General features: G+C 61.6%; 17 protein-coding genes. 8 read left to right on the forward strand and 9 right to left on the reverse strand.

Features of this window, described 5'->3' with window-relative positions:
- Nucleotides 1–4: 4 nt before the first annotated feature.
- The gene (anfD, locus tag CWS72_RS10240) at nucleotides 5–1,573 is read right to left on the reverse strand and encodes a nitrogenase iron-iron protein, alpha chain (protein ID WP_101250500.1); all 1,569 of its coding nucleotides are present in this window, start codon (nucleotides 1,571–1,573) and stop codon (nucleotides 5–7) included.
- A 90-nt stretch (nucleotides 1,574–1,663) separates the two neighbouring features.
- On the reverse strand, nucleotides 1,664–2,491 hold the full coding sequence (nifH, locus tag CWS72_RS10245) for a nitrogenase iron protein (protein ID WP_101250543.1): 828 nt from the start codon (nucleotides 2,489–2,491) through the stop codon (nucleotides 1,664–1,666).
- Here nifH and CWS72_RS27420 point away from each other — a divergent pair.
- Nucleotides 2,490–2,705, forward strand: coding sequence for a hypothetical protein (locus CWS72_RS27420; RefSeq protein ID WP_146002704.1), 216 nt, complete (start codon nucleotides 2,490–2,492; stop codon nucleotides 2,703–2,705). The two genes, nifH and CWS72_RS27420, sit on opposite strands and share 2 nt — an antisense overlap.
- Before the next feature lie 276 nt (nucleotides 2,706–2,981).
- Here the strand turns inward: CWS72_RS27420 and CWS72_RS10250 are convergent, their stop codons facing one another.
- A complete protein-coding gene (locus tag CWS72_RS10250; protein WP_241911666.1) occupies nucleotides 2,982–4,646 on the reverse strand; it encodes a sigma-54 interaction domain-containing protein in 1,665 nt (554 codons plus the stop codon).
- Nucleotides 4,647–4,973: 327 nt separating this feature from the next.
- On the opposite strand from CWS72_RS10250, the gene CWS72_RS10255 reads away from it, so the two are divergent.
- Complete coding sequence (locus tag CWS72_RS10255) at nucleotides 4,974–5,639, forward strand: pyridoxamine 5'-phosphate oxidase family protein (protein WP_101250545.1); 666 nt, start codon at nucleotides 4,974–4,976, stop codon at nucleotides 5,637–5,639.
- A gap of 95 nt (nucleotides 5,640–5,734) precedes the next feature.
- Nucleotides 5,735–7,174 carry an MFS transporter gene (locus CWS72_RS10260; protein ID WP_101250501.1) on the forward strand — a complete coding sequence of 480 codons (1,440 nt, stop codon included), beginning with the start codon at nucleotides 5,735–5,737 and terminating at the stop codon, nucleotides 7,172–7,174.
- A gap of 53 nt (nucleotides 7,175–7,227) precedes the next feature.
- On the opposite strand, the gene CWS72_RS10265 is transcribed toward CWS72_RS10260, so the two are convergent.
- The 5 genes from CWS72_RS10265 to CWS72_RS27770 form a co-directional block, all read right to left on the reverse strand.
- Nucleotides 7,228–8,178: an FHA domain-containing protein gene (locus CWS72_RS10265; protein ID WP_101250502.1), complete on the reverse strand. Its 951-nt coding sequence runs from the start codon at nucleotides 8,176–8,178 to the stop codon at nucleotides 7,228–7,230.
- Complete coding sequence (locus tag CWS72_RS10270) at nucleotides 8,166–9,581, reverse strand: S1 family peptidase (RefSeq protein WP_199175630.1); 1,416 nt, start codon at nucleotides 9,579–9,581, stop codon at nucleotides 8,166–8,168. The genes CWS72_RS10265 and CWS72_RS10270 overlap by 13 nt, the downstream gene beginning before the upstream one ends.
- 24 nt (nucleotides 9,582–9,605) lie before the next feature.
- Nucleotides 9,606–10,574 (reverse strand): magnesium/cobalt transporter CorA, encoded by a 969-nt coding sequence (gene corA / locus CWS72_RS10275; protein ID WP_101250504.1) that lies wholly within the window; start codon nucleotides 10,572–10,574, stop codon nucleotides 9,606–9,608.
- Between the two features lie 94 nt (nucleotides 10,575–10,668).
- The gene (locus tag CWS72_RS10280; RefSeq protein WP_158240583.1) at nucleotides 10,669–11,400 is read right to left on the reverse strand and encodes a DUF2459 domain-containing protein; all 732 of its coding nucleotides are present in this window, start codon (nucleotides 11,398–11,400) and stop codon (nucleotides 10,669–10,671) included.
- Nucleotides 11,397–11,927: a hypothetical protein gene (locus tag CWS72_RS27770; protein ID WP_158240584.1), complete on the reverse strand. Its 531-nt coding sequence runs from the start codon at nucleotides 11,925–11,927 to the stop codon at nucleotides 11,397–11,399. The genes CWS72_RS10280 and CWS72_RS27770 overlap by 4 nt, the downstream gene beginning before the upstream one ends.
- A 266-nt stretch (nucleotides 11,928–12,193) precedes the next feature.
- Between CWS72_RS27770 and CWS72_RS10285 the strand changes: the two genes are divergently transcribed.
- Nucleotides 12,194–12,628 carry a GNAT family N-acetyltransferase gene (locus tag CWS72_RS10285; protein ID WP_101250506.1) on the forward strand — a complete coding sequence of 145 codons (435 nt, stop codon included), beginning with the start codon at nucleotides 12,194–12,196 and terminating at the stop codon, nucleotides 12,626–12,628.
- 62 nt (nucleotides 12,629–12,690) lie between these two features.
- Here the strand turns inward: CWS72_RS10285 and CWS72_RS10290 are convergent, their stop codons facing one another.
- Nucleotides 12,691–13,545 (reverse strand): NAD(P)-dependent oxidoreductase, encoded by an 855-nt coding sequence (locus tag CWS72_RS10290; protein WP_101250507.1) that lies wholly within the window; start codon nucleotides 13,543–13,545, stop codon nucleotides 12,691–12,693.
- Nucleotides 13,546–13,912: 367 nt separating this feature from the next.
- On the opposite strand from CWS72_RS10290, the gene CWS72_RS10295 reads away from it, so the two are divergent.
- Genes CWS72_RS10295 through CWS72_RS10310 form a run of 4 tightly spaced genes read left to right on the forward strand, consistent with a single transcriptional unit; the run spans nucleotide 13,913 to nucleotide 15,372 of the window.
- The gene (locus CWS72_RS10295; RefSeq protein ID WP_146002705.1) at nucleotides 13,913–14,302 is read left to right on the forward strand and encodes a hypothetical protein; all 390 of its coding nucleotides are present in this window, start codon (nucleotides 13,913–13,915) and stop codon (nucleotides 14,300–14,302) included.
- Nucleotides 14,299–14,628, forward strand: coding sequence for a heavy-metal-associated domain-containing protein (locus tag CWS72_RS10300; protein WP_101250509.1), 330 nt, complete (start codon nucleotides 14,299–14,301; stop codon nucleotides 14,626–14,628). The genes CWS72_RS10295 and CWS72_RS10300 overlap by 4 nt, the downstream gene beginning before the upstream one ends.
- Before the next feature lie 58 nt (nucleotides 14,629–14,686).
- Nucleotides 14,687–15,058, forward strand: coding sequence for a hypothetical protein (locus tag CWS72_RS10305; RefSeq protein ID WP_101250510.1), 372 nt, complete (start codon nucleotides 14,687–14,689; stop codon nucleotides 15,056–15,058).
- On the forward strand, nucleotides 15,055–15,372 hold the full coding sequence (locus CWS72_RS10310) for a hypothetical protein (RefSeq protein WP_101250511.1): 318 nt from the start codon (nucleotides 15,055–15,057) through the stop codon (nucleotides 15,370–15,372). Before CWS72_RS10305 ends, CWS72_RS10310 begins: the two co-directional genes overlap by 4 nt.
- Nucleotides 15,373–15,432 lie beyond the last annotated feature (60 nt).

Raw genomic sequence — 15,432 nt, forward strand, 5'->3', positions numbered from 1 at the left:
TCCCTCACTCGGCTGCGCTCGCGGCGGTTTTGCGTTCGAACTCCGGATAGGTCTTGGCGCGCAGATCCGTGACGCTGTCGTATTTTCCGGTGTATTCCGTCAGGATCGGGGAGGATTTGATCTCATCGGACAGACCGGCGTCGGACAGCATCCGGCGGGTGACGAAGCCCTTGTCGGCGGCGATCTCATCCTTGCTGATATCCAGGCCGGAGAGCTGGTAAATCGGTGAATAGATGGCGTTGTAGATGTCGCGGGCGAAGCGTACCCAGCCTTCGAAGCCCTTGTAGGGGCCGTTGTGATAGGCGTGGGCATTCAGGTAGGGCACCCGCATTTTCTTGGCCACCTCTCCCGGACGCTTGCCGGTGAAGATGACATCGGGTTTCAGCATCCGCATGGCTTCCTGGTTTTCCAGTTCGTTGGGATCGTCGATGGCCAGTGCCCCCTCGCCGCAGCGGGAGATGCCCTTTTCCATGTCGCCCTGATGGCCGAATTTGGTGTAGACCGAGACGACCTTGACGCCCATTTCCGCCTGGATGGCGTGCGCCCAATGCCACAGCTTGGAGCCGCCCGGCCACAGGCAGACCTTTTTGTCCCGCAGGCGTTCCTTGTACCAGTCGAGCTGGGGTTTCCATTTGGCGGTCTCTTCGTCGATGATCGCCTGGGCGCGATCCTCGATGCCGAAAAACAGCCCGACTTTCTTCAGCGAATTGCCCAGGGCCTCGAAGCCGAAACCGTCGATGTCGAGGCGCGGGATTCCGTAGCGGGCGCGCAGCTCGTCGCAGATATATTCGGCCGACCGGGCGCATTCGAGGACGTTGAGATGGGCGCGGTGCATCCCGCGCAAATCGTCGTAGGAGCTGTTGCCGGTGAAGGTGGAGAGCACCTGGATGCCCATGCGGTGGAAATAATCCAGCATGACCTCCTGGTCGCCCTGGATATTGTATTCGCCGACATAGTTGATGACGTAGTCGCTGGTGATCTTGGGCTCCAGCGTGCCGACCTTCTGGTTCAGCCAGGCGATGTTGATCTTGTGGTGGCCGCCCGACTGGCTGGGACCGGCAAAGCCGGGCGAGTTGCAGACGAAGATGTCGACTTCGGGCATTTCGTCCATCACCTCCTGGGCGACGGCCTCGATATCGTCACCGATCAGGGCCGTGGCGCAGGTCTGGTAAATGGTCATCCGCTTGATTTCGGGAAACGCCTTGAACGCCTCGATGATGTTTTGCTTCAGCACCTTCTCGGCGCCGAAGACGATGTGCTTTTCCTTCACATCGGTGGCGAAGGTGTATTTGAGCTGGAAGTTGTTGTTGTCGCTGATATAGCGCTTGGTCTGCCAGGTGTCGTAGGTGCAGCCGACGGGGCCGTGGCTGATGTGGATGACATCCTTCATCGGCGTGCCGATCACATGCTTGGCGCCGCAATAGGCGCAGCCGCGTTCGGAGATCGTACCGGGAATCGTGTTGAGATATCCCTTCGGAAGGCATGATGTCAGGTCTTCGCCGGCGCCTTTGATGACGGCGTGCTGTTTTCTTTCAGGGATGACTTTGCTGCATTCAAATTCATGATAAGGCATGATTCGTCCTCCGTCCGGCGTCGTTTGGCGCCGGGCCCGTGAATGCCGAATGGGAGAGCCGCGCTCGTCTGGCGGCCGGTTGCGTCCGGGTTAGCTGGCCATGCCGTACTTCACCACCATGCTTTCCAGTTCATCCATGGAGAGTGGCTTGGGGATGACGAAGTTTTCGTTCTCGACGATCTTCAGGCCGAGAGCCTTGTATTCCTGGGCCTGGTTGGCTTCCGGGTCGAATTCCGTCACGGATTTCTTGTTGAACTCGGCCCGCTGCACGATGTTGTCGCGCGGCACGAAATGGATCATCTGGGTGCCGATGGCGGCGGTGAACTCTTCCAGGAATTCCTTTTCGCGGTCGACGTTGCGGCTGTTGCAGATGATGCCGCCCAGACGCACGCCGCTCTGCTTGGCATATTTGACGAGACCCTTGCAGATATTGTTGGCGGCGTAGATGGCCATCATCTCGCCGGAGGCGACGATGTAGACCTCCTGGGCCTTGCCGTCGCGGATGGGCATGGCGAAACCGCCGCAGACCACGTCACCCAGAACGTCGAAGAAGATGAAGTCCAGGTCCTCGGTATAGGCTCCGTTTTCCTCCATCAGGTTGATGGCGGTGATGATGCCGCGGCCGGCACAGCCGACGCCCGGCTCGGGGCCGCCCGATTCGACGCAGCGGATGTCGTGGTAGCCCGTCTTGACGACCTTATCCAGGGTGACCTTTTCGGCGCCATGGATGCGCAAGGTATCCATCACCGATTCCTGCGGCTTGCCGCCCAGGATCAGGCGCGTGGAATCGGCCTTGGGATCGCAGCCATGAATGAAGACATGCTTGTTGTGATAATGAGCCAGAGCGGCCGCGGTGTTCTGAGTGGTGGTCGATTTGCCGATACCGCCTTTTCCATAAATGGCAACCTTGCGGGTCATGATGCGAAACTCCTTTGAATGGCTTGAAGGCGGCGGGAAGGGCGCCAGCTTCGTGCTTTCATCAAAAGCAACCCGCATGCCAAATATTCAGAAAATCGCGATCAGAATTCCGGGAAAAACGACGAGTTTGACGTTTTTACATAACCATATGATATATAATGATTATTATGAATCCGTGGCGGAGCGGGCGTGGCCTGAAATTTACCGCAAGTGAATATTTTCCAAGAAATTTACCTGACCGTAAATTGTCCTTCCACCCGCTCGTTCTTTGGTCTCGATCTATAATTTACCTCTCTGGTAAATTATTCAAAACCGGTATCCGCGAAGCGTAAATTCTTGCATGAATCCGGGCCAGGCTCGTCAAGGGGGGCAACGTTTGCCGGACAGGCAAGAGCTGGCTCAAGATGCGGAAGGGGAGCGGCTTGTCAAAGACCTGGGATGATCCGTTCGCCGCGTTTGGCGAATGGGCCAGCGACGCGGACCGGCGGGCCTATGCCCGGTCGTCGTGCTTCCACTTGTGCATGTCGGCGGTGCGGAAGGTTTTATAGGTAATGCCGTAGCGCTCCATGCGTGCCCCCAGCATGCGCCGGGTCAGGCCAAGCTCCGTGGCGGCATCGCCGATATGGCCATTACTGTTCTTGAGCGCTTCGACGATCATCTCATATTCGACGGCGTGCAGTTTCGATTCCAGGCTGACGCCGAAAGCGGTGCCGCTTTCCCCTGACGTCTGCAAGGACGGGGGCAGGTTGTAGCTGTGAATGACGTCGTCGTCGGAGAGGAGAACGGACCGTTCGATGACGTTTTCCAACTCGCGCACATTGCCCGGCCAATGGTAGCTCATCAGCATATTGATGGCCGGAGTCGAAATTCGTTTGATGCTCTTGTCGTTTTCCTTGGCGAACGTCGTGACGAAATGGTCGGCCAGGATGACGATGTCGCTGCCTCGGTCGCGCAACGGCGGAACGACGATCGGAAAGACGTTCAGCCGATAATAGAGATCTTCCCGGAACGTGCCCCGGTCCACCATTTCGGCAAGGTTGCGGTTGGTGGCGGCGATGATGCGGACATCGACCTTGATGGGCCTGCCGCCGCCCACCCGTTCGAATACTCTTTCCTGCAGGACGCGCAGCAGCTTGGCCTGCATCGAGGGACTGAGCTCGCCGATCTCATCGAGAAAAATGGTGCCGCCGTCGGCCATTTCGAAGCGGCCCTTGCGCATCATCACCGCTCCGGTGAACGCGCCCTTCTCATGGCCGAACAATTCGCTTTCGGCGATGTTTTCCGGTAAGGCCGCGCAATTGAAACTGACGAACGGCCCCTCGGCGGTGGCGCTGTTGTAGTGAATGGCGTTGGCGACCAATTCCTTGCCGACGCCGCTTTCGCCCAGGATCAGGACGGTGGTTTTCGCCACCGCGACTTTGTAGACCAGATCGTACACATCCTGCATCGGCTTGGAGTTTCCGATGATGTTGGAGGGCTTGAGCCGTTCCTTCAATGTGTTTTTCAGACGGCGGTTTTCGCTTTCCAGCCGCACCTTGTCGACATTCTCCATCAGATAGAGTTCCGCCGCCGGAGCGATCATCGCGGCGACCATCGCCAGAATTTCGAGGTCCTGCTTGAGCAGGCGCTGATTCATGTAAACCCGCTCGGCGCCGATGGTTCCCAGCACCTTGCGGGTGTGGATGATCGGAACGCAGAAGAACACGGCCTTGCTGCGCCCTTTCCTTGCGTGTGAGCCCGTGCGGTCGAGAAAGTCGGGATTGTCGCTCAGGCGTTGGGCGACGATGGCTTTTCCCGTTTCCACGACCTTGCCGGTGATGCCTTCGCCGGGCACATAGATGCCTCTGCCCTTTTCCTCGTCCGTCAGGCCAAAACTGTCGTGGATGAAAATGGTTTCCGACTCGCGGTCATAGAGCGTCACCATGCCGCTCTGCATTTTCAACTGTTCCTGCATGACGCTGAGGATGATGGATAGGGAGGCGGCGAGGTCGATGCTGTCCGTAATGGTCTGGCTGATCCTGTAAAGGATCGGCAACATGTTCACGCGGCACTCGCCGGTGAAGCAGTGACTGAACTCGTTTACGAAATCGCCGATATCGAATTCGAGAGTGGAGATGTGATCCATACCCATCTTGCGCGCGAGGCCCTGATCCATGGATTCGAAGCTTCAAAGAAAGATACTAGCAAGTTTAGGGCCAAAACGGCGCCGTGCCTTTATCTTTCAACCAAACGGGCATGTTCGGCGCCCACCGGCGACGACATCGGTTCCGAATGGTTGCCGATTCATCCTGGTGCCCCTCGGCTTTTCGCGGCAAGCGGGGGAGAAACATCTGCAAAAATTTACCGAAACCGTCAAAAAGTTGAGAGTTTTTACATTTTCTTCCGGAATCCAGCCGCAGCCGTGCCCGAGTTGCCCAATTTTCGGACATGGCATCGAATTTGCGGAACTCCTTCGCACCGAGGTTTGCAAAGGATGATTGCGATGACTGAAGAAACAGGCCGGGAACGGGCTCCCAGCGAACGGACCCGCGTCAGGCGCTACAATTGGCTGGCCCGCTACGATCGCAAGACCGTCGAGGACATCCTCGACGCCACGCCGCTGGCTCATGTGGGGTGCGTGATGGACGGCGTTCCTTTCGTCACCCCGACTTTTTTCTGGCGGGAGGGCGATCGGGTCTACTGGCATGGATCCGTGGCCGGCCGCATGTTCAAAGCGTTGGAGCATCAGGACATCTGCTTCACCGTTTCCCTTCTCGACGGCCTCGTGGTGGCGCGTTCCGCCTATAACTTCAACTGTAACTTTCGTTCGCTCATGTTGCTCGGTCGTGCCGAACTCATCCGGGACGAAGCGCTCAAGGCCGAGAAACTGCGCAATTTCGTCAATGGTCTGATCCCCGGCGAATGGGAGCGGCTGCGGCCCATCCATCAACGCGAGGTCAAGGTGACGGCGATGGCTTCCCTGTCCATTGCCGAGGCGTCATGCAAGATGAGGGTGGGGCCTCCCCTCGACGACGAAGAGGATTACTCCTTTCCTTCTTGGGCGGGGGTGATTCCCATTCGCTACCAGGTCTTGCCGCCGGAACCCGACCCGAGGAATCCGCCCGGAACGGAAATGCCCGAGGATATCCTCAAATTCCATTTGGGATAGGGGGGCTTCCGGCCCAATATCGAAACATGGCGCCGGATGGCAGGCTTTCGCCAAACGCTGGGCAAAACGACGGGAACGGATGCTAGCCTGAAAGAATGAGCGAGAGGTTTTTCAAGCGGTCCACCGTCGTCGCCCTGATCGTCGCCGGGGCCTTCTTCATGGAATATATCGACAGCACGGTGATCGCCACGGCGTTGCCGATGATGGCCAGGACATTTCATGCCAATCCCGTCGCCCTGAGCATCGGCCTGACGGCCTATCTGCTGACCCTGGTGGTGTTCATTCCCGTCAGCAGTTGGATCGCCGACCGTTTCGGCACGCGGTCCGTCTTCACTTCGGCGATGACGGTTTTCACCCTGGCCTCGGTGCTTTGCGGCCTCAGCGAGGGCGTCGGGGAATTCGTCGCCGCCCGGGTTCTTCAGGGCATCGGCGGGGCGATGATGGTTCCCGTCGGACGGATGGTCGTCTTGCGCACGACCGAGAAGAAGGACCTGATCAGCGCCATCGCGCTGCTGACCTGGCCGGCGTTGGCCGCGCCGATCCTGGGCCCGCCGCTTGGCGGCCTGATCTGCACTTATTGGTCCTGGCGCTGGATTTTCCTGCTTAACGTCCCCTTGGGGCTGGCGGGTATCCTGGCCGCCCTCAAGCTGATGCCGAACATCCGCGCCGAAGAGCGGCGGCCCTTCGATCCCCTCGGCTTTCTCATGACCGGCAGCGCTTTGGCCTGCGTCATGTACGGGGTGGACCGCATCGGCAACGTCGGAAGCATCTGGTCCCTGCCCACCTTTCTCCTGATGGCGGGCGTGGTTCTGGGGATGGCGTCGGTCCGGCATTTGCGGCGGCATCCGACACCGGTCATCGATCTGTGGCCGATGCGGGTTCCGACCTTCGCCGCCACCACCTGGGGCGGTTCCCTGTTCCGTATGACGATCAGCTCGGCGCCTTTCCTGATGCCCTTGATGCTGCAGGTGGGGTTCGGCATGAGCGCGTTGACTTCGGGCGGTCTGACCTTGTGGATCTTCATCGGCAATTTCGGCATGAAGGCGGTGACCACCCCGATCCTGAAACGCTTCGGATTTCGAACGACGCTGGTGGTCAATGGCGCGGCCACGGCGATTTCCATCCTGGCCTGCTCCTTCCTGTTTCCCTCGACGCCCACCTGGATTCTGGCGGCCGTTTTGTGTTTCGGCGGCTTGTGCCGCTCGATGCAGTTCACCGCGATCAGTTCGCTTTCCTACGCCGACATTCCTCCCGACCGGATGAGCGGCGCCTCCTCCTTCGGCAGTCTGATCCAGCAGATGTCCTTGGGGATGGGCGTCGCCGCCGGAGCCCTGGCGCTGCATATCGCCATGGCGTTTCATGGCCATGCCGGCGAACCGCTCACCGCCGACTTCCAACTGGCTTTCGCCCTGCTGGCGGTTGTCGCGGCACTCGGCCTGATCAGCTTCCTGCGCCTGGATCCTTCCGCCGGGGCGGATGTCAGCGGCCATCGCCCGGAAGAGCGGCGCGGCCGTCAGCCGACTGGCGCTGGATGAGAAGCGCACCGGCTCGGAAGGCCGGTGTCACTGACTTTTTGTCCTTTCCCGCTCTACTCGCGCTCGTTCTGCAGGCGGGCCTTGTCCAGGCGGTCCTTCATGCCGGCGGCCTTGGCGAAGAATTGGTCGGCATCGACGGGAGGGGCCAGGCGCATCCACGGGGGTTGCAGCAGATGTAGATATCCCACCGATTCGTTGCCGAACAGCTTGTCGTACTGGGCCGCCGTCTGCAAAAGAACGGCGATTGCCATCACGCCGCCGACGATTCCGGCTTTCAGGGCGGGCTTTGCCGGGGTGATGAGCTGTAAATGGGCGAAGCAGGCCGCGGCCACGGCCATCCAGGCGCCGATAAAGTTGATCGCCGGCAGATGCGACCAGGAAAAGATGAAGGCGCCGCGGGTGATCACCTCGTTGAACAGCGAATAGCCGAGAATGGCGACCAGGGGGATCCTGAGCGAGCGTTCGAAATGGGCATGACCGGAAAAAACGCGGGTGATCAATGCCCAGGCCGTCGTCCAGACGATGAGCATGCCGGCGACGATCAGAATGGGCGTAAGCAGCCAGGAGACTTTCGGTTCCGTGATCATCCGCAGATAGGCGAACAGGGTTTCCGAGGCGACGAAGGCCGTCCCCAGCAGAAGCAGGCTGGGCCAGATGCGGCATTCGCCGACGAAGGCCCGCTCGGGCGGCACCGGATGGGATTGATCGCGGATCCGGACCAGGGTGCGGCCGATGACGACCGGATGCTCGCCGTCGAGCGTCGTTCGGGTCGCCCTGGAACCGTCGCTCAGAACCAGTCCATTGGCGCTGCCCAGATCCTCCATGATCAGCGCGCCGTCGTCGTCGCGGAAGACGCGGGCATGGGCGGGCGCCACATGCGGGTCGTCCAGAACGACATCGTTGGCGTAACCGCGCCCGATGCGGATGAGGGGCCCGGCGCAGCGGAAACGGGAAATCACCTCGCGTTGCCGGGAGAGCACTTCTATCCAGATCACTTCTTCCATTGGATCATTTCGAGAAAATGCCTGGCGACCGATATGGCGGTATCGTAATCCGTCCCTTCCAGGGCGAGACGGGATACCAGGGCTTGTTGGCTGCCGTCCTGGGTGATCGCCAGCATCCAGACGTCGTATAGTCCGTTGAACGGCCGGTAGGCCCGCGCGCACCAGATGCCCCGGAGCGGGGGATGGTTTCCGGCAAGAGCCAGGAAGTCGTCATGGCAGGTGGTCTGGCTTTGCCACTTGCCCCCCTGATTGCCGGTGCCCCACAGATTGGTCAGTTGGGACAGGAAGGAGGCGAACTGGAAATCGTTCAGATCGCCGTTGCGGAGCAGGGAATGGCTCATGTGGATCATCCCGGAACTGAGATCCGGGGCGATGAAAAGCTGCGAATTGCTGTTGCAGAAAGACGTGTTCACCGTGGCCCGCGGTTTTGGGTTTTCGCCCGCGTTGGTGTTGGCCCAGCAACTGAACCAGGGGGCCAGGCTTTCCGGAACCTGATAGGCTCCGAAAGCCACCTCGCGCATGCCCAGTTCGGTGAAGGCTTTGAAAAAGCCCGTCTGCCAGGCGGTCAACTGGCGGCCGACGTCCTCCTTCAGCGCGGAGGGAGCCGGCACCGGTTTTCCGACGGCCTCGGCCAGCAGGGTCCGCGCCTTGATGGCCGGCACGAGGAAGCTGACCTGTTCGCCGCGCACCATGCGGGCGACGTTCACTCCCACCACGCGGCCGTCGGTGCTGAGCGCCGGTCCTCCGCTCACGCCGGGATTGAGCGAGGCCGAGAAATGGATGCGTTCGCCGTAACTGCGCTCAACCAGGCCGTTGTAGGTGCCCTCGATAATGGCGAAGCCGAGATCGAGGGGATTGCCCAGTGAATAGAGGCGTTCTCCCTTGGGCAGGGTCCGCGCCAGGGCCCGGGGGTCGAAATCGAAATGCGGGCGGTCGTCCTTGTCGAGGCGCACCACGGCCAGATCGTCGGCGACATCCACGGCGATGACCTGAAGGCTGCCGCGGCCTCCGTCCATCGCCACATATTCCAGGGTGTAAGTTCCCGGCTCCATCACATATTGCGAGACGACATGGTAATTGGTGATGGCCTGGCCATCGCCGACCAGGAAGCCCGATCCGATGGAGGCCTGCCGTCCGGCGGCGGTGAGCATGGTGCGGATTTGCAGGAGTTTCGGCCGCGCCTCGGCATAGATCTGTTCGGCCACGGCCGAAGGGGGCTCGGCCGCCGGCGGCGCGCCCGGGCTCGATTGCGCCCGCGCGCCGGATCCCGTGGAAGCCATCATGGCGACGCATAAAACCGCGAAACGGAATGTCTTGGACAGGGATCCCATCGTCGGAAAGGCTTGCTTCAAATGATCGGGGCTGCACGATAGCGCAGCTTCGGTGATCTTGTCCCCCTTCATGCCCGTCCAGCCGGGGCGGGCGGGTTACAGCCAGCGGGCCCGCTTGAAGCGGAAGAACAGCGTCACGCACAGCGCCGCGATCACTCCCAGCACGACGAAATAGCCGAAATGGGTCTTCAGTTCCGGCATATATTCGAAGTTCATTCCGTAAATGCCGGCGATGGCGGTGGGCACCGCCAGGATGGCCGCCCAGGCCGCCAATTGCCGGGTGATTTCCCCCTGGCGCTGCTGTTCGAGAAGATGGCTGACTTCGAAGACCGAGGCCAGGACCTCGCGCAGCGTCTGCACCATGCCCTCGACGCGCCGCACATGATCGAGCACGTCGGAGAAATAGGGGCGTACCTCGGTGTCCAGACAGGGAAGATCGAGGTGGATCAGCTTGTTGCAGACTTCCGACATCGGTCCCAGGACCCGCTGGAAGCGGATCAGTTCGCGGCGCAGCCTGAAAATGCGCATCACGTCGTCGCGGCCGAGGAAGGTGTCGAGCGCCGTCTGTTCCATTCTCAGCACGTCCTCCTCGATGGTCTCGACGATCGGCAGATAGCCGTCGACGATAAAATCGAGGATGGCGTGCAGCACATAGTCCTCGCCGTTGCCCAGCAGGCTCGGCGCCGCCTCCAAATGGTCGCGCAGGGACACGTAGCCCCGCGCCGATCCGTGGCGGACCGAGATGATATAGTCCTGGCCGACGAAGAAGGAGGTTTCGCCATAGGCGATGGCGTCGCCTTCGATCCGGGCGGTTTTGGCGACGACGAACACCTGTTCGCCATAGACGTCCACCTTCGGCACCTGATGGGCCTGCAACGCGTCTTCCACCGCCAGCGGATGCAGGCCGTAGCTTTCCTGAAGGGTCCTGAGTTCGGCCTCGGACGGTTCGAACAAGCCGATCCAGACGAATTCGGACCGGTCCTTCGCGCACTGCAGCGGATGATCCAAGGACACCGGCCCGACCTTCTTGCCGTTCCGGTAGAGAGTGGCGGCGACAACGCTCATGTTTTTCCGGCTTTATCCCTGATGCGATCTGGCGGTGCATCCTGACATCGCTTGACCGAGGGGGCAACCTGGGCGGAATTGGGGAAAGCTCCCGTCATTGCCCGGTCAGTTTGACGGCGTTCTCCGGCGCTTGCAGGGATGCAATGCGCTGGACCTGCTCCATCACCTGCGATGCGAAGAGGATTCCCGACGGCTCGAAGGGAAACCCGCCCGCCCGCAGGGCGTCGGCGGTCCAAGTGTTGCAGTTGTAGAACGAATCATAGGTCTGGCGCCCCGCATAGAAGACGTTTTGGTCGCCATATGCGGCGACCCGCGTCAGTGTCGTGCCATCGCGCCTGTCCAGCGAATTCCAGGCGAATTCCAAGATTCGGTCGAGGGCTTCCTGCGGCAGGTGAAGTCTGACGATCGTGTGGTCGGCATCCTCGGGCAGCGCGCCGACGGTGGTCAGTTGGACGGCGCTGGGTCCGGGAAACAATGCGGCCATCGCTGTGCCGAAACCGGCGTCATGGTCGGCGAAATAGGCGCGATCGCCGAACCCGATGAGCAGGTATCGGGCACCTGAAGTGGTCGGATCGACAGTGGCGAGGGGGCCTGAAACCTGGTTGGTCAACAGACCGATCTCGGTGTGCCAATCCCGGGCGATGACGGCGATTTCCACATTTCCGGTTTGTACGGAGCGTGTCGGAATGGGCTGGCTGCCCGCGCAGGCCGACAGGATGCCCCCGATGACGCAAAGGCCGAAGACGAGGCCCGGCGTGCGGATCCCCGGACTCCGGGTGCGCCGATCGGTTCCGATCAGCGCGGACAGGAAAAAGGCCCCCCTCAAGATGCCCGGCATTTGAGCAGGAAGTGGAAGACCCAGGCCACGGGAATGGCCAGGGCTCCTCCCAAATAGGCGGCATTGTGCATATAGGCCACGCACAGGAAGGCCCGGGGGTCTTCGAGCCCCGCCGGGAGAAACCATCGCGGATGCCCTCCCAGGTCGAAGTGCGTCGTTTGGATGGCGCCGTAAGCCAGGCCGCCGAGCGCGACGAGCAGCACGAAGCCGACAACGACGGGAAGAGACAGTAGCAGGGCGCTTCGCATTTGGGCCGCGCTTCGGTGAATGAATCCGGCCGCGCCGGTCAGCACACCCAATGGAATGCCCATCCACCAGGAGGCGAGGATTCCGACCTCTGCCGCGCGGATTCGCTCGGGAACGGCCGCGTTGAGAAGGTTGAACTGGTGGAATTTGAACTTGCTATAGTACTCCGAGGAAACGGAGTAGCTGATCTGGTCATGCACGGCGCCAAACAGACCGGCGGCGCAGATCGCCAGAAGAACATATTTCGAGAAGAGGCTCAGCTTTTCCATCGGCTCACGTGACATGTTGGGTGGCGCGGAAGAGGGCGAAAGCCCTTCTCCCCTCGTGGGAGAAGGGGTGGGATGAGGGGGCATTCCGCCGACAGGCGGAGAAAAATTCTGAAGCTTTGTGCGACTTTCCCCCTTCCTCTCCCACAAGGGGCAAGACTACGAAGCCCGGCATTATTCCCCTCTTGCGGCGGCGCAAGGTAACATATTGATGTTGTTCAGTCACAGATTTGCGCTGGTCCCTCCAGCCGAAAGGAGCCGTGGGTTCCATGTATAAGATCCGCCCGATGACCGCCGATGATTACGACTCGGTGATCGATCTCATGACGCGAACGCCCGGCATTTCGGTTCGGGATGCCGATTCGCGCGAATCGACGGTGCGTTATCTCGAACGCAATCCGGGGCTGAGCTTCGTTGCCGAAATTGGTGGCCGGCTCGGCGCTTGCGTCATGTCCGGGCATGACGGGCGTCGCGGATATCTCCAGCATCTGGTCGTGCTGCCGGACTACAGGCGGCGGGGTATCGCGACCGCGCTTGTCGAGCGCTGCCTGTCCGAGCTTGAGGGGCTTGGAATTCTCAAATGCCATATCGACGTGTTCAAAACCAACGCCCAGGCCTCGGCTTACTGGGAAGGCCAGGGATGGACGTTGAGAACGGACATCAACCGCTATTCCTTCGTTCGGACAGGGGCCGAGAACGCGTAAGGGCCTGTTGATGAATTAATGCGTCGTTTGCTTGATCGCTCGCGGTTAGTCGTCAACAAGCCCTAAGCGCCGTCGCCGCTCACCCCGAGCACCCCGTTCAGGGCCTTGGCCAGGGTGCGGTTTCCCTCCCGGTCCCCGGCCATGCGGGCGAAGAGGCCGGCGGCGGCTTCGAACATTCCGGATGCCGGATCGTCCGGCCCCAGGAATTCAGCGATTTCCCGCATTTCCGCCACCCAGCGATAGGCCTTGCCATACATGTCGGGAATGCCCTGGACAAGGCGGGCCAGGACTTCCGGCCGGCTTTCCGACAGCTCTCGGCTCAGGTCCGGCGCGCAGTCGGCCTTCACCGAAGCCAGCAGCATGGCGGTGCCGAGAGCGATGGCGCCCTTGTTGATGCCCGCATAGACCATCTTGAGGGCCGAGGCGGCGCCGAGGGGGCCGTCGATACGGCGGAGTTTCAGGCCGAGCCCGGAAAGGATCTCCGTCCGGTCCAGGTCGTCGCCGCTGACATAGAAGGTGGTGGCGTCTTTACCGGGGGAGGGCGGCGGACCGATGATCGATCCGTCGATGATCGGACAGCCACTGCCGGCCAGGGCCGCCGACACCCTGTTCATGGTGTTCGGGTTGACGGCGTTGAAGTCGATAAAGGCCGGCTTTCGCTGACTTTCCGTCAGGATCGGGGCCAGCGAAGAGGCCAGTCCGACGGCTTCGGCCGGCGGCACGATGGACAGGATGAGATCGGCGGCGGCGATATCGGTCCAGGAAACGGCGGTCATTCCCGCCTCGCGGGCTCTCGCCGCCGTCCGTTCGCTCCGTCCTTCCACCACCGTGATGACGCGGGCGCCGGCTGCCGCGAGACACCGTCCGACGGCGCCGCCCATGGCGCCGGGGGCGAGAATGGCAATCGTTGAGGTCATCTTCCTCTCCTTGAGAACCGTCTGCTGCCGCCCGGGAATGGACCTGCCGATGATTATGTGGGGCGACGCACGTCTTCCTCCAACCAAGGGCGGAAAGGCGCCCGTCGCGTTTTGCCCGTGTTGTCCAGCAACCATAACTTTCTTTTTATATGCATGTTCACCAATGGGTTATGGAGTGTCATCAAATTGTCGCCGAAGCTTGACCATAAGAAAAATAAGGGGTATTCATTGATAATGAATCGCATTATCGCTGTGTTTGCGGGGAATTCTGAGCGGTGAGGATCGGATGAGCAAGGGGGCGGATCTTCTGATATCGCGTTTGCCGGGGCGTCTTCGGTTGCGCAATGGCGCGTTGAGGAACCCGGTCTTGTGCAAACGCTTGGAGTCGGAATTCGCGGCCTGGGATGGCGTCACCTCCGCGACGGGCAATCCCGTCACTGGAAGCCTGCTCGTCATCTATGACGCGGCGCGGATCGTCCCGGCGGAGATGGAGGCGCGGGTTGCCGCCGCCGCCGCACCGGCCTGCGGCCGGGGGGCCGGGGGCGAGGATGGGGGACGTCCGCCCCGCCCGGTCCTGTCGGCGGGGTCTTTGCTGCGCCGCCTCAATCGCCCCGCCAAAATCGGCATGCTGGGCAGCCTGTCGTTGTCCCTGGCCGCCTTGGCGATGAACAAGCGCCTGCACGCGGCGGCCGGCGGGCTCTATCTCGCCTTCCTGGTCCTCCATCTCGCGCGGCATCGGGAGAGCTTGACCAAATGACCCTGTTGCGTTTTGCCGCCTGTTTGCGAGTTGCCCATCATATTCCGGGGCGTATCCGTCTGGGTGTGGCGGGGGGAGCCGAACAGCCGGAATGGGGGGATGATCCGTTGGGGAAGGCCAGGCGGTTCAGTCAGGCGCTGACCGGCGTTTCCGGGATCCGCTCGGTGCGTCTCAATCCGTTGGCACGGTCCTGCACGGTGGAATACGACCCTTCCGCCATTCCTCCCGCCGCCTGGCAGGATTTGCTGTCCGGCACCGGTTCCGCCGCCGCGGATAAGCTCCGCGCCATTTTCCTGGCCGCGGAGAGCGCTGCGGCAAAAGGATGAGCGGCCCTCCGGCCGATGAAATTTTCTTGGTTCGACCTCATTAGGGAAAGGCGACGGCATGCTTCCTCTTCTTCCTTTCGCCGCGGGGCTGGCGGCGGGTATTTTCGGTATCCGTTTGCTGAAAGGCGTCAAGGCGGCCGACTATCGGGACGTCAATGCCGCCGCGCGGGAACGGCTCGATCGGGCGCGGAACAATGTGCGGCAGGCGGCGGTGGCGGGTCTGTCGGCGGTGGAACATTCCTCGGCCAGTCTGCGGGCAAAATTGACGCCCGAGGCGGTGCCCGAGGCTGCGGCAAACCCCGATCCAACCGCCAAGCGGACCCGAAACGCCAGGCGCGTCAAGCCGCAAGACTCGATCGAGGCGAAACCGGCGCGCCGGAAACGCGTCCCGAAGGCCGCCGCGCCGAAAACGACGGATGACCCGTCGTGAAGCGTCGCAAGATCAAGGGGCCGCCGGTCGTGGTTGTCGCCGATTTCGCGCGCGGCTTCGTCGCGACGGCCCTGCTGGCGGCCATTCAGAAAGAGGGCGGGGAACGTCCGCGTTCCGGGCGGGCGGTCTTGCGCCGGGCCGTCCAAGGTGGCGCCGCTCTCGCCGCGGGAACGGCGGTGGCCGATGCCTTGCGGCGACGGCGGTATGCCGACGCCCTGCTGGCCGCCGCCGGCGGTGGAGCCGGCATTCTCGCGGCGGAACTTCTGTTGGCGCCAGTCGATCAATCAAGTGATACCGGCGAACCGCTGATCTGACTTGTTCGTCGGTATAGCCGCCATTGAGGCGAGTCACTTCGGTGACTCGCCGGTATGAAA

The organism is Telmatospirillum siberiense, from assembly GCF_002845745.1.
GTDB lineage: Bacteria > Pseudomonadota > Alphaproteobacteria > Rhodospirillales > Magnetospirillaceae > Telmatospirillum > Telmatospirillum siberiense.

Coding starts and splice junctions, on each gene's coding strand:
- nifH (WP_101250543.1), bottom strand. CDS start 2,491: ATGACCCGCAAGGTTGCCATTTATGGAAAAGGCGGTATCGGCAAATCG.
- CWS72_RS10300 (WP_101250509.1), top strand. CDS start 14,299: ATGACCCTGTTGCGTTTTGCCGCCTGTTTGCGAGTTGCCCATCATATT.
- CWS72_RS10250 (WP_241911666.1), bottom strand. CDS start 4,646: ATGGATCAGGGCCTCGCGCGCAAGATGGGTATGGATCACATCTCCACT.
- CWS72_RS27420 (WP_146002704.1), top strand. CDS start 2,490: ATGATGCGAAACTCCTTTGAATGGCTTGAAGGCGGCGGGAAGGGCGCC.
- CWS72_RS10260 (WP_101250501.1), top strand. CDS start 5,735: ATGAGCGAGAGGTTTTTCAAGCGGTCCACCGTCGTCGCCCTGATCGTC.
- CWS72_RS10285 (WP_101250506.1), top strand. CDS start 12,194: ATGTATAAGATCCGCCCGATGACCGCCGATGATTACGACTCGGTGATC.
- corA (WP_101250504.1), bottom strand. CDS start 10,574: ATGAGCGTTGTCGCCGCCACTCTCTACCGGAACGGCAAGAAGGTCGGG.
- anfD (WP_101250500.1), bottom strand. CDS start 1,573: ATGCCTTATCATGAATTTGAATGCAGCAAAGTCATCCCTGAAAGAAAA.
- CWS72_RS10290 (WP_101250507.1), bottom strand. CDS start 13,545: ATGACCTCAACGATTGCCATTCTCGCCCCCGGCGCCATGGGCGGCGCC.
- CWS72_RS27770 (WP_158240584.1), bottom strand. CDS start 11,927: ATGGAAAAGCTGAGCCTCTTCTCGAAATATGTTCTTCTGGCGATCTGC.
- CWS72_RS10255 (WP_101250545.1), top strand. CDS start 4,974: ATGACTGAAGAAACAGGCCGGGAACGGGCTCCCAGCGAACGGACCCGC.
- CWS72_RS10265 (WP_101250502.1), bottom strand. CDS start 8,178: ATGGAAGAAGTGATCTGGATAGAAGTGCTCTCCCGGCAACGCGAGGTG.
- CWS72_RS10270 (WP_199175630.1), bottom strand. CDS start 9,581: ATGAAGGGGGACAAGATCACCGAAGCTGCGCTATCGTGCAGCCCCGAT.
- CWS72_RS10305 (WP_101250510.1), top strand. CDS start 14,687: ATGCTTCCTCTTCTTCCTTTCGCCGCGGGGCTGGCGGCGGGTATTTTC.